We start from the raw sequence: 13,625 nt of genomic DNA, 5'->3' as shown, positions 1-13,625 counted from the left end.
TCAAGGCCGTTTATGGACCACACCCACCACCACCACGCGCCAGCAAACGAAACAACGGCTACCGACCCGGTTTGCGGCATGCACGTCGCGCAAAAGCCAGAAAACCGCCATCAAGACTGGCATGGGCAGACATTCTGGTTCTGTTCAGACAAGTGCCAGAGCCGCTTCATACAAGAGCCAGAGCGTTATGCATCGCAACCGTCCCACCAGCACATAACCTCGCAAACACCCGCTGCGCCCACTTCTGCTGGCTCCATCTGGACCTGTCCGATGCACCCGCAAATACGCCAAGACAAACCAGGCAGTTGCCCCATTTGCGGCATGGCGCTCGAACCCTTGGTCGCTACCGTAGACAGTGGCCCCAGCGAAGAACTCACGGATATGACACGCCGTTTCTGGGTCGCCTTGGTGCTGGCTGCCCCCGTGTTCGTGTTGGAAATGGGCGCACACATTTTCCCCAGCCTGCACCATTGGGTGCCCATGCATATCTCCGTATGGATACAAATGCTGCTAGCCACACCAGTGGTGCTGTGGGCAGGTTGGCCCTTCTTCCAGCGTGGCTGGGCATCACTGGTCAACCGCAACCTGAACATGTTCACATTGATTGCCATGGGCACTGGCGTGGCCTGGGGCTATAGCATGGTCGCGGCACTGCTGCCAGGCATTTTCCCCGCCGCGTTTCGCGCTGAAGACGGTACCGTGGCCGTGTATTTCGAAGCAGCTGCCGTCATCACAGTGCTGGTGCTACTCGGTCAAGTGTTGGAGTTGCGCGCCCGCGAGCAAACCTCGGGGGCCATCAAGGCACTGCTGAACCTGGCGCCCAAAACCGCACGGCGCATCAACGCAGATGGCACTGAGCACGACATTCCTGTTGAAGAGGTAACCTTGGGCGACCGCTTGCGTGTACGCCCTGGCGAAACAGTACCCGTGGATGGAGTGGTACGAGAAGGCCGCTCCTCGTTGGATGAATCGATGATCACAGGCGAATCCATGCCTGTCACCCGCAGCAGTGGCGAACGCGTAGTTGGCGGCACACTCAACCAGACGGGTGCCTTGGTGATTGAAGCTGAAAAAATTGGCCGTGACACGATGCTCGCCCGGATTGTGCACATGGTGGCCGACGCGCAGCGCTCACGCGCGCCCATTCAACGCACAGCAGACCAGGTTGCCGCCTGGTTTGTTCCCGTGGTCATAGGCATCGCCCTGCTCGCCTTTGCCATCTGGGGCATTTGGGGGCCTGAGCCACGGCTTGCACATGGCTTGATTGCTGCGGTTTCCGTGCTCATCATTGCCTGCCCCTGCGCCTTGGGTCTGGCCACGCCCATGTCCATCATGGTCGGTGTTGGCAAAGGCGCCAGCGCAGGCGTGCTGATCAAGAATGCTGAAGCGCTTGAGCGCATGGAAAAGGTCGATACGCTGGTGGTCGACAAGACAGGCACCCTGACCGAAGGCAAACCTGCGGTCACCCACATTGATGCGGCAGAAGGTTTTACGCAAGACGCTATCCTGCGCTGGGCCGCTGCAGTCGAAAAAGCCTCAGAACACCCACTGGCCTTAGCCATCGTGGCGGCTGCGCAAGCCCAAGGACTGGAAATTCCTACGGTATCGCACTTTGATTCTCCAACAGGAAAAGGCGCACTCGGCATAGTGCAAGAGCGGCGTATTGTGCTGGGCAATGCCGCCTTCCTGGCTGAATACGGCATCAATACTGCTGCGCTTGCAAAGCAGGCAGACGCACTGCGCGAAGATGGTGCCACCGCCATCTACATCGGCGTAGATGCGCAAGCAGCAGGCATTTTTGCCATTGCAGACCCGATCAAACCCACAACGCAAGCGGCCCTCCATGCACTGCATGCCGAAGGCATCCGCATCGTCATGCTGACGGGAGACAACCGCACCACCGCACTGGCCGTTGCCCGCAAACTGGGGATTGATGAGGTTGAAGCAGACGTACTACCTGACCAAAAAGCGGCCGTGGTACACAAGCTCAAATCTCAAGGCAAAGTGGTCGCCATGGCGGGCGATGGGGTCAACGACGCCCCGGCCCTCGCGGCAGCAGATGTGGGCATTGCCATGGGTTCAGGCACCGATGTGGCCATTGAAAGCGCCGCAGTCACCCTGCTCAAAGGCGATCTCACCGGCATTGTGCGTGCCCGCCAACTGTCGCAAGCGACCATGTCCAACATTCGCCAAAACCTGGCTTTTGCCTTCATGTACAACGCCGCTGGTGTACCCGTTGCCGCAGGCTTGCTTTATCCGTTTTTCGGTTTATTGCTCTCGCCCATCATCGCAGCAGCGGCCATGGCGCTCTCATCCATCAGTGTCATTGGCAATGCCTTGCGGTTAAGAGGCACATCCATCTGACTGACTACATCGATTGACACACAACTGGCGGCCTAAACAAAAGCTGAAAGCCGCTTTGTATAGGCCACTTCCCAAAAAATCAGGCAAACAGCCTTTTCAGCTCACGTCGATTGAGTTTTCCAACGGCCGTTTTAGGGATCGCTGACGCAAATACGATAGAGGTTGGCTTCTTGTAAGAAGCCAGCTGTTTGGACACCCATTGAATCAAATCGCTTTCAGTCACGCTGGCACCGCTTCGCAACACAACAGCAGCGCATACAGCTTCAACCCATTTGGCATCGGGCTTGCCAAAAACACCACACTCAAGCACTTCAGGGTGTGACAGCAGCACATCTTCCACTTCGCGCGGGTAGACGTTATAGCCACCTGTGATGATCATGTCAGAGGTGCGATCTTTAAGGTGCAAAAAGCCCTGCGCATCAAACTGTCCGATATCGCGTGTATGCACCCAACCTTCGCTATCAAACGTTTGCTGGTTCAAGTCTGGTGCGTCGTGGTACTGTGCAATGGCTGAGGCAGAGCGAACCAGAATCTCTCCGGGTTCACCCACGGCCACATCACCACCATCAGCATCCACCAAACGGATCTCAACATCCAATGCAGGTTGACCGCAGGAGGCAAGCAGGTTTTCTTCGTGGTCTTCCGGGCGTAGCACTGCGATGCACAGCGGAACCTCTGTCTGTCCATAGTATTGCCAAAACCTGTGGCGCCCCCATGCTGCCATCGCCCTCTGTATGGTGCTTCTTGGCATAGGCGAAGCGCCATAAACCACCGACTTCAAGCATGCAATATCTGTACGCTCAAATCCTTCACACTCCAGCAGCATCTGCAGCATGGTTGGAACCAGATTGATCGCCGTAACACGATGGTGCGCAATCGCATCCAGAAAGCCCTGTGGTTCAAACCCGGAAAGAATGACGGTGCGCGCGCCACGTATCCAAAACGGCAGCACAAACGTGCCACTGGCGTGAATCAGCGATGCGGCATGCAACATGGCATCGTCGCGCTGCACTGCAATCAAATTGAGAAGAATATTGCGGCAAATAGCTGCATAGGAGGACTGGGTATGCTGCGCTGCTTTCAGCGTTCCCGTTGTGCCCGAGGTAAACAGCGTCAACACCACATCGTCGGGATCAACCGTGACGTCAGGGTCAGTGAGCGGTTGGTGGTGTGCCTCAGTCACCAAGTCCTTGACCCCAGAAAGGCTTGCGCCAACGCCAAAGCACACGATGCCTGGAACGGCTTGCGCCAGTTCTTGGGCGCGCTGGCTCAAGCCATCACCAAACAACAGAAATTGGCAGCCTGTACTGGTCAGCATGCGCGCATGCTCTTGAACAGAGAGGCGAGCATTCAAAGGGACACGGTTTACACCCGCCTTCACGCATGCAAAATCCAGAGGCACGCTATAGAGGCCGTTGTTCAGCAAAATTCCGACGCGCTGGTGCGGCACCATCCCATTGGCCAACATGGCGCTGGCCAATTGGGCGCTGAGCTGATCAACTTGTGTGAATGTCATCGATTCACGGCCAAACTCAATGGCAATGCGCGAGCCATGCTGCCTCGCACCGCGACGAATCAGCTCTCTATAGGTTGGGCCGCGTCGATTGGTCATAGGACTGGATGTTGAGGTCATGTCTGTTGTCTCCTAGATAGCAAAAAATGCAAAGGTTGGTTTTTCTAATGGTTTGAATCAAGGCACTTGGCAAAGCGCTTCAAGCGCCAAAAGTTCATGACTTGAATGCACCGTGGCGTCCAGCGCCCTGCACAAAACGCGATGCGCCCCGCACGCCTTCAGCAGCCACAATAGGTGCACCGCAGCGCCCTTCGTTGCGGATTGCATCGACATAGCTCATATCCCACTGCTCATACGCAGATTGGCGGTCAGCAAGCATGCATTGCTGCGGAAATGAGGCGATCTCGCGGGCCAGCTTCATGGCCTCTTCGAGCGCTTTGCCCACTGGCGTGACACGATTGACTAGCCCCATAGCCATGGCTTCGGCAGCACCAACAGGGCGCCCCGTCAAAATCATGTCCATCGCACGGCCCATGCCTATCACTCTGGGCAAACGCACCGTTCCCCCGTCAATCAATGGAACACCCCAGCGCCGGCAAAACACACCAAAAACCGCATCTTCCTGGGCCACACGCATGTCAGCCATCAGCGCAAGCTCAAGCCCTCCAGCCACCGCGTATCCACTCACTGCCGCAATCAAGGGTTTCTGGGTTGGCATCCGTGTGGGCCCCATCGGGCCTGTTCCACCGCCTTCAGGGTCAACCTCAGTCTGTCGTTCTGGATCGCCCACCGAGGACAGGTCAGCGCCAGCGCAGAATGTGCCGTTCGCGCCAGTCAAAACACCAACCCGAATCTCCGGATCACGATAAAAGCGCTCAAATGCATGGCGTAACGCCATAGCCATCGGACCATCGACCGCGTTGCGCTTTGCCGGCTTGTCCAGCGTGATCACGCAAATGTCGTCCAGCTTCTCGTAACGAATAAAGTGTTCTTGCGTCATACCGAATATTGCTCCTGTAGCTTGTTTCGCCCATACTAGGAAACATTTCAATATTTCGCAAACATCACAATGGCATGTAATATTCCGCTGCGCACTCCGCGAGCCCCTGTGTTGATCCTGGACATGCTCAGCGCAATCGACAAGCCCTTGAGCTCCTACGACATCTGCCGCGCAGGCACGCTTATGGACATCTCTGAGACAGCCATGCGCGTGAGCCTGACACGACTGAGCAGCCAAGGAAAAATCCACCGTGGCGAGCGGGGCCAATACAGCCTCGTTCGCAAGAACCGGCCACTGCCGCAAACCGTAGACCAATGGAAGCACAAGCACCTGAATGCTCGACCATGGCGCAACGGGGATTGGCTGGCTGTTCACAACGGTCTCGTCACCAAAGAAGACCGCACCCAGTGGCGGCACCACCTTCTGGCGCTTTCCCTATGTGGATTTGCAGAGCTGCGTCCTCATTTATTCATTCGCCCCAATAATTTGCGCGGCGGAATAAGCGCTCAGGTACGTCGACTCAGGCAATTGGGTATGGCACCTGACGCTGTACCCTTCCGGCTCACGCAATTGGAAACCGCATTTGAAGAACAAGCACGGCGGCTTTGGAATGTGGATGCCATGGCGACCGTCGACCAGCAGTATCTGGACGCGCTGGAGCAAAGTCAGGCACAGCTCTTTAACATGCCCTTGGATCTCGCAGTCAGAGAGACCATGCTGCTTGGCCGCGCGGCCATTGCCCATCTGGTTCGAGACCCCGTCTTGCCAGCCCAATTGATGCCCGTCCAAGCGCGTGAACGACTCTTTCAACTGACCTCGGCCTACCAAGAACAAGCGCAAAAGCTGTGGTTTGCATGGCTCTGCATCCCTCATGAATAGCGCTTTAAGAGCAACTACTAATGCCCGCGATCATGAACCCTGATCGCCCCGACCATGTGAGGCAAATGCTTTTCTTGCTGCACTGATGCCATTCATGCATGCAGGCACACCTGCGTAGACGGCCATCTGCAGCAGGATTTCCACGATTTCACTCCTGCTGACACCGACCTGCAGTGCGGCCCGGATATGGAATTCGAGTTGCCCCGGTGCGTTGCCCATCGCCATCAGTGCAGCGACCCTGAGCATTTCGCGGGTGCGCAAATCGATGCCTGGGTGCGACACCACATAAGCAAAGGCAAACCCCAGCACCAATTCGGCAAAATCGTCAGACAGTTCGTCGAGATTTTTGGCGACCTTCTCGGGTGCCTGTGGATCCAGTTGGGCCAGCAGCGCAAAAGCCCGCTCACGCCGTTCAGAACTAGGGCTGCTCATGCGTTGACCCCTTTCATCCCTTCTTCGGTGTAGCGCTCTCCTGCGACTGGCACTGCGTCAAGCGCACGCCCCAGTTCAGCCATATCTTCTGGCTCCAGGTGCACCGATAACGCGCCCAGGTTGTCTTGCAGATGCGAGAGGCGCCGCGTACCAGGAATGGGCACGATGTCATCGCCTTGCGCCAATAGCCATGCCAAAGCGATTTGTGCCGTCGTGCACGTCTTGCGCACGGCGATAGATGAAATAACATCGACCAGGGAACGGTTGGTGGCGATGTTCTCTGGCTGAAAACGCGGCAGGCTGGCGCGGAAGTCACCGTCCTCGAAGGTCGCATCGTGCTGAAACCGCCCGGTCAGAAAGCCACGCCCCAATGGTGAATAAGCCACCAAACCGACCCCCAGTTCGCGGCAAGTCGGGAGTACCTCGGTTTCCACATCCCGTGTCCACAACGAATATTCGGTCTGGACGGCAGCCACCGGATGCACGGCATGCGCACGCCGCAGGGTGGCCGCACTGACTTCACACAGGCCGATACGCGCGACCTTACCCTGCTCTACCAGTCGGCTCAGGCCCTCCATCGTTGCTTCAATAGGATGCGTTGGATCTATGCGATGGACGTAGTACAGGTCGATCTGCTCAACACCAAGCCGCCGCAACGAGGCTTCGCAACATGCCCGTGCGTAATCCGGGCTGTTGTTGATGCTGCGCCGGTATTCGCCAGGCCTGCGCACAATGCCGAACTTGGTTGCAATCTGCACCTTCGGTTTGCGTGTCGCGAGGAAGCGGCCTATCAACTCCTCATTGTGATGTGGGCCATACATGTCGGCGGTATCGAGAAAGTCCACCCCCATGCCAATCGCCTGATCCAGCAGATGGTGCGCCTGCGCATCGTCGCGCGGGCCATAGAACTCGCTCATGCCCATGCAGCCAAGGCCGAGGGCAGAAACCTCCAGATCGTGTCCAAGCTTTCGTCTTTGCATTGCACTTCCCCTTACAAGATAGGGAAAGTATGGCCTTTCAAAAATGATTATCAAATAGATAAAATTAAAATCCAATTTTCCATATTTGGAAAACAAAATGAATACTCAAATCCAATGGGATGACGCCCGTATTTTTTTGGCCATTGCGCGCGCTGGCACCTTGAGCGGTGCAGCCACCGCGCTTGAGATGGGCATCGCGACCGTGTCACGGCGACTGGATCGCCTGGAAGCGGCACTCGGCATAGCATTGTTCAGCCGACATCAAAGTGGCTACAGCCTCACGGATGATGGTGAAGCCCTGCTGGAGCAGGCTGAAGCACTGGAACATGCCGGGCAGGCTTTCGGAGAAGCCGCACAGCAGCAAGGGCAAGTGGCGGGATGCGTGCGCCTTGCAACCGCAGAGAATTTGGCCAACGCGTTGATCGTCCCCTCGCTGCCGACACTGTTTGCCATCCATCCTGAGCTGCGCGTGGAGATCGTCAGCGGTGTACAGACCGTAAACCTGCACCGGCGTGATGCCGATCTGGCGGTGCGGATGGTCAAACCAGAAGCTGGTAACGTCACAATCAAGCGTCTGGGCACTTTGGGATTTGGCCTGTACGGTGCGCGTGGATACGTCGATGCGCGCCGCGCCGGAGCTAATGCCGCCACCTTCGATGGCGATACCTTCATTGGCTGGCCAGAGTCCCATCACCATCTGCCGGCAGCCAAATGGATCGCTCGCATGTTGCGAGGACGGCCATGCCAACTCGAAGCCAATACGCTGTCAGCACAGATGGCAGCCGCAACAGCTGCATTGGATTGGCGGTGCTCCCGCACTTTCTGGCCCGGCAGGCGGGGCTTGTTTGCCTACTCCCCGAACTGGGGGCAGATCAGCCCATCTGGCTAGCCATCCATTCCAACTTAGCGCACTCCAGGCGCGTTCGCGCAGTTGCTGATCACCTGATCCAATTGTTCGAAGAACACCGAGCTGATTTGTCTTTCACGCAAGCAACCGCGCCCAAGGCACGCCATCGACGTTGAATCGCCCCGCAGCAAGGCCGCGTTATGCGTTCAATGCAGCCAATGCCTGCGCGGTCAACGTCAGCGACTGCAGACGGGCATCCACATCGAACAAGTCCGTCACCACCATGAATTCATCGGCTTGGGTGGTTTCGATCACGCGCTGTATGCCCTGCTGCAAGGTGTCAGGCCCGCCAATCACACCTGCGGCCAGAAAGTCCAAAATAGCCCGATGCGAAGACGCATCCAACGATTGCATAAAGCCCTCTACTGGCGGCTGCATCAAACCGCGCTGGTTGGTCAAAATGCCCAGTATGCGCTGGTAAGTGCTACTGGCTAAAAACTCCGCCTCTTCATCAGTTGCCGCAGCCACAATCGGCACGCCTACCATGACGTGTGGCTTATCCAGCACTTTGGATGGTTGGAACAAGTCGCGGTACATGTGAATGGCTTGCTGCAAAAAACGCGGGGCGAAGTGCGACGCAAAGGCATACGGCAAGCCCAAATGCGCCGCCAATTGCGCTGAAAACAGGCTTGAACCCAAAAGCCAAATCGGAACATGGCTGCCTGCACCGGGTGTGGCAACCAACGGCTGGCCTGGCTTGGCATCACCGAGCAGCAACTGCAGTTGCTGCACTTCACGGGGAAAGTCGTCTTCAGTCTCCATGCGGCCACGCCGCAATGCACGCATAGTCGGCTGGTCTGTGCCCGGCGCACGCCCCAAACCCAAATCAATGCGGCCGGGGTAAATCGCCTCTAATGTGCCAAATGCTTCTGCCACCACAAGGGGGGCATGGTTGGGGAGCATGATGCCCCCAGCGCCCACGCGAATACGTTGGGTTTGCCCGGCCACATGGCCTATCAACACCGCGGTAGAAGAGCTGGCAATGCCCGGCATATTGTGGTGCTCTGCCATCCAATAGCGGGTAAAGCCCAACTGCTCTACATGCTGCGCCGTGCGCACGGCCGTTTCAATAGCCCCCGCAACCGACTGCCCTTGGCGTACGGTGACCAAGTCGAGCATTGAGAGTTGGGGTTTTACGGTAGGTTGTGGCATACGGCGTCAAAGCTCCTGAACATCTGGTGGGAAAGCCCTCTGGCGATGCGCTTGATTGGAGCAGAAAAACAAAAAGACCGCTGTCACGGCCTTTTTGTTTTTGTTGTAGGCAGTTAGCCTGCTCGACGGCGCCACACCAGGCGTGCGCTCAAGGCCAGCATCAGACCCATGCACAACAAAGCCCAAGGGGCATTCCATGGCACCGGCGTGGAAACAATCTGGCGCATCAGCGCCAATTGCGTTGTCCACGTGGCAGACTGGTGCAAGGCATCGCCTGAATACTGCACCTCAATATCCAATGTCTGCCCTGCAACCACCACCGTCGCAGCCTTTGCTCCATCTTGGGCGTGCGTTGATTTCGCCAAAGACACGCCCTTGGGCAACACACACTGCGCAGTGGACTGCGCCAACGCAACGTCAGGGCAGACAACTTGCCCTGCAACCAGCACATTCAATGTTCCCGTTGGCGCTGTATCTGCATCGGACTGCATTTGCACCTCAATGGTGAATTCCTCCCCCTCCAGCGGCTGTGCGGGTGTGGTCGTCAGCGTAAATGCCACTTCGTGCAAGGTATTTTCCAGCGCGAAATTAACACTCTCAGCCAGCCCCTGAACACGAGCGGTCACTAAGTACTGTCCCGCTTCAGCATTAGCTGTTGCCGTCACGCTGGCCTCTCCATTTGCATTGGTGAGCACCAATGTCTGACTCAACACAGCGCCAGCCCCCGTGGCAGGAGTGGAGAACTCAACAGAAATCCCCTCTACCGGTGCACCATCGTCATCGAGCAACCGCACAAGCAATGGATCAGCAAACGCTTTATGAATAACCGCCGTTTGATCTGTGCCTTCAGTTTCCAAAGCAGGCGTTGCAACTACCCAAGCTACAACGGCTTGCTCTTCATGGCTGAACTGCGAAATGGTCTCTGCAGCCAGTGCGGGCACAAAAACCATGTCTGCAAATGCCCCTTGAATGGGTTGCGTACTATCAAGAATATGAAAGCGCCCGCTAGGCATAGTACCTAGCGATACCAACTGCACATGCCCATTCAACTGCGCAAGGCCATTGACTTGCAGTCTGCTCGCCACTCCTGCGTCTTGCACATGAATGCGCAGCATCGCACCCGGCTCCGCTTGGAACGACCGAACCGTCAACACCGCAGCGCTGCTTGCGTCGACACCAGGTTGCACTTGCGCCTGCGGCTTAACCACCAACGTCCCCACCGTCCCATCGCCACTGATCGTGGCCCCGGACTCCACCGTCAACGCATTTGTAAGCGCACCACGCACCTGCAAGTTGCCGCCTCTCAAATCAACAGACCCGGTGCTGATCGTTGTTCCATCGGGGATCAGAAACACCCCATCCCCATTCAAGCTCAGATGTTGCCCATCTGCCCTCAAGAGAGTGACGTTTTCGTCACTATGCAATTGCATATTCACACCGCTAAGGCTGAGCGATGAGCCGAAGCGGTTACCGGCATGCAGCAGGGTGATGTCCCCGGCGGCCCGCAGCTCGGCGTCCCCCGTGACACGCATCTGCGCCTGCTGGGTGATGCTGCCGCTGCTGTCCAGCTTCAGGTTGCGGCTGACGGCGACGTCGCCCAGCAGAAGTCCACCCGCGGCCATGTCTACGTCGCGGCCGTAGAGGGTGGTCACGCCGTTGAAGCGGTTGTCGGCACTGGTCAGCCGCAGATCGCCCTGCCCCGCGCTCAGCAAGGCATCGCCGGACTGGATGCGACCCGACTGCTGCAGCACATCGCCGCGGGTCGCGGTCAGGGACAGCCTGGAAGCCGTGATTTCTCCACCGATGCGGATGCCTTCCACGCCGCCGATGCTGACCTGACTGCCGCGCAGGGTGGTGGCGGTGCGGACCTGACCGGCGGAGGACAACAGGCTCAGCAGGCTGTTGCCGGTATCGATGGCATCGCCAGCCACATCAATGTCGCCCGTCGCCAGCAGCTGCACGGCGCTGTTGCTGCCGTTGCGGACGCTCTCCATATCCAGACCACTGCCTGCCCGCAGCAGGATGGACCGGCCTTCCACAACCACGGGCCCGCCGAACTGGTTGCCCGCACGGTCGAGCTGCACGCTGCCGCCGGCCAGCAGATCGCTGCGGCCCTGCACGCGTACATCGCCGCTCTGCAGCAGGCTGCCGCCTGCTGCAGCGGCGCGCAGGTTGCCGGTGGCCTCCACGCCGTTCAGCAGCAGCCCACCGGCACTGTGGATGTCGATGTTGCGGCCCATCACCTGTATGCCGCCGCCGAACGTATTGCCGGCGTTGTCCAGCAGCACGTCGTCGACGGCAGTGAACCGCGATCCGGAGGCCAGGTTCAATGCGCTGCCCTGGGTGATGCCGGCGCTGCTGTCCACCTGCAGGCCCGTGGCCTGCGCGGAGCCCAGGTACACGCCATTGCCGCGCAGCGTGGCCTGTCCCGACGCCTGTACATTGGCGACGTCCAGTGCGCCAGCGGTGGCCAGTGTGATCGCCCCGCCGACGGCGGTGACGGGCCCATTAAGCTGGTTGCTGTCGTTGTCCAGCAGCACATCGCCTGCAGCCGTCCAGCGGCTCGGCCCATCCACGCGGACGCTGCCCTGCTGGGTGATGTTCCCGTCCAGCGCAGTGACCTCGGCCGTCTGGCCCAGTGCAACGCCGTCCAGTGCCACCGCATCGCCGGTCAACGTGCTCGACGTGGCGACGTCGGCATTGCGTACGGTCAGCAGGTCGGTGGCCGTGGCGTGCAGCAGGTTCGCATCGACACCCGACAGCGTCAGCGGCCCCTGCGCTGCGATCTGTACATTGCTGCCGTTGAGCTCGACATCGCCACCGAAGATATTGCCGATATTGAGCAGCGTGATGCTTCCGTCCGATGCGAACCGTGACGTGCCGCCGACGTTGTAGGCGCCGTTCTGGGTGATGCTGGCGATGCTGTCGATGGCAAGGCGGTTGCCTACGTCCACCACGAAGGTCGACACCGTGCCGGCGGACAGTGAAAGATCGTGCAGCCGCACGTCATTGCCGACCGCGTTCTGCAGAGCGATCTGTCCATCGGCGGTGATGGACAGCACATCCGTATCATCCTGCAGCCCGTTGAGCGAGCCGTTGATCTGCACCGAGCCGCCCGTGCTGGTCAGTGCTACGTCGCCGATCACGCGGGTGTTGGTCAGCGCGATGTCGCCCAGGGTGGTGATGTCCGAGACAAGCTGGGTTTCGGTGGCCGTGGCGTCCAGCGAGGCGATGTTCGCCATGGCATCCAGGTAGACCGTGCCGCTGGCATGCAGCGACAGTGCGTGCGGGCCTTCCAGCGTACTGGTGAAGGCGAGTGCTCCCAGGGTGCTGGTGAGCGAGGTGTCGCCTTCCAGCACCAGCCTGCCGCGGTAGGACTGCCCCCCCAGCGTGGTCAGGGACCGGGGCAGATAGAGCGTATCGGCGCTGGCCATCAGCGAAATCACGTTGAGGATGCCAAAGCGCAGGCCGCCGCTGGCCGTGACCTGGGACGCGTTACCGTTGAGCGAGACGACATCCTCGAACACGTTGCCGGACTGGTCGAGGGCGATGTCGCTGGTGGCGGTGAAGCTGCTGGTACCGTTGACGGAGATCGCACCGCTCTGAGTCAAGGAGCCACCGGCCTGCACAGTCAAGTTGCGGCCATCCCAGTTCCCACCAAGCACGATGTCGCCCTGGCTACTGACCGAGAAATCGCCCCCCGTCAGCGTCAGCCGTGCGCTTGAACCAAACTGCACCCCTGCCGCATGTTCAATGTGCACGGTGCCACCGCCAACAGAGGTCAGCGTCCCTGCAATCAAACCGCCAGTAGTGCCCGTGACCTCATTTCTCAGTACGGTATCGGCCTGAGAAAAAACGACATGAACCTCGCTGCTGTTGCCAATATCAAATGTGTCCCAGCGAATCAGAGCCTGCGCAACAGGATCCACGGTGATGGTCAGAACATCGCCATCATCCGAAGTCGAAAGAGAAACACCACTCTGAGAACTAATGCCCGCTGACAATCCTTGAGCCTGGATGTTGGTCACTCCCAAAAAACCAAGGCACACGCAAAAAACGCCTACTGCGCGCAAACCAAACCGATGAATCAAAACAAAGAAATAGGGCAGTGCATGCACGTGCATTAACGGTACTTTCAAAGCAGGAGTGAATGAAATCGATGAACAGGTATCGGCACAATACCAATGCAAATCCTAGAGCCGTTGACCGGCAAGATATTCAGTGCCAACGGCTGCGTTAACTAGAAAAGGTGATCAACAAAAAGTAGCATTCTAAATTAAAAGAAACATTTTCATAACAATTACAACAAATAGCATCGTCCCTGCCGGTGGCAAACCTCCACGCCACCAAGCCCCTCAGTTCAAGAGCTTGAAAAGGGCGCAACCCCATTACATGGAT

Annotated in this window: 9 protein-coding genes; 3 read left to right on the top strand and 6 right to left on the bottom strand. The window is 58.2% G+C overall.

Annotated elements, in window-relative coordinates; translation table 11 throughout:
- The first annotated feature begins 12 nt into the window (after positions 1-12).
- On the top strand, positions 13-2,364 hold the full coding sequence (locus E9531_RS00465; RefSeq protein ID WP_136571776.1) for a heavy metal translocating P-type ATPase: 2,352 nt from the start codon (positions 13-15) through the stop codon (positions 2,362-2,364).
- 79 nt (positions 2,365-2,443) lie between these two features.
- Here E9531_RS00465 and E9531_RS00460 read toward each other — a convergent pair whose 3' ends face one another.
- Together E9531_RS00460 and E9531_RS00455 are read right to left on the bottom strand one after the other, a co-directional pair.
- A complete protein-coding gene (locus E9531_RS00460; RefSeq protein WP_136571775.1) occupies positions 2,444-3,997 on the bottom strand; it encodes a class I adenylate-forming enzyme family protein in 1,554 nt (517 codons plus the stop codon).
- 94 nt (positions 3,998-4,091) lie between these two features.
- Positions 4,092-4,877, bottom strand: coding sequence for a crotonase/enoyl-CoA hydratase family protein (locus E9531_RS00455; RefSeq protein ID WP_136571774.1), 786 nt, complete (start codon positions 4,875-4,877; stop codon positions 4,092-4,094).
- 69 nt (positions 4,878-4,946) lie between these two features.
- On the opposite strand from E9531_RS00455, the gene E9531_RS00450 reads away from it, so the two are divergent.
- Complete coding sequence (locus tag E9531_RS00450) at positions 4,947-5,756, top strand: PaaX family transcriptional regulator (protein WP_211343338.1); 810 nt, start codon at positions 4,947-4,949, stop codon at positions 5,754-5,756.
- Positions 5,757-5,786: 30 nt separating this feature from the next.
- Here the strand turns inward: E9531_RS00450 and E9531_RS00445 are convergent, their stop codons facing one another.
- Together E9531_RS00445 and E9531_RS00440 are read right to left on the bottom strand one after the other, a co-directional pair.
- Positions 5,787-6,188 carry a carboxymuconolactone decarboxylase family protein gene (locus tag E9531_RS00445; protein ID WP_136571772.1) on the bottom strand — a complete coding sequence of 134 codons (402 nt, stop codon included), beginning with the start codon at positions 6,186-6,188 and terminating at the stop codon, positions 5,787-5,789.
- Positions 6,185-7,168, bottom strand: coding sequence for an aldo/keto reductase (locus E9531_RS00440; protein ID WP_136571771.1), 984 nt, complete (start codon positions 7,166-7,168; stop codon positions 6,185-6,187). Before E9531_RS00440 ends, E9531_RS00445 begins: the two co-directional genes overlap by 4 nt.
- A 97-nt stretch (positions 7,169-7,265) precedes the next feature.
- Between E9531_RS00440 and E9531_RS00435 the strand changes: the two genes are divergently transcribed.
- Positions 7,266-8,057 carry a LysR family transcriptional regulator gene (locus E9531_RS00435; RefSeq protein ID WP_244609917.1) on the top strand — a complete coding sequence of 264 codons (792 nt, stop codon included), beginning with the start codon at positions 7,266-7,268 and terminating at the stop codon, positions 8,055-8,057.
- Positions 8,058-8,213: 156 nt separating this feature from the next.
- On the opposite strand, the gene E9531_RS00430 is transcribed toward E9531_RS00435, so the two are convergent.
- Positions 8,214-9,227, bottom strand: coding sequence for an LLM class flavin-dependent oxidoreductase (locus E9531_RS00430; RefSeq protein WP_136571770.1), 1,014 nt, complete (start codon positions 9,225-9,227; stop codon positions 8,214-8,216).
- A gap of 113 nt (positions 9,228-9,340) precedes the next feature.
- Positions 9,341-13,366 carry a beta strand repeat-containing protein gene (locus tag E9531_RS00425; protein WP_136571769.1) on the bottom strand — a complete coding sequence of 1,342 codons (4,026 nt, stop codon included), beginning with the start codon at positions 13,364-13,366 and terminating at the stop codon, positions 9,341-9,343.
- Positions 13,367-13,625 lie beyond the last annotated feature (259 nt).

The organism is Lampropedia puyangensis (genome assembly GCF_004833285.1).
GTDB classification, from domain to species: Bacteria; Pseudomonadota; Gammaproteobacteria; order Burkholderiales; family Burkholderiaceae_C; genus Lampropedia; species Lampropedia puyangensis.
The sequence above is the reverse complement of the archived record's forward strand: the minus strand, read 5'-3'. Positions and strand labels throughout refer to the sequence as shown.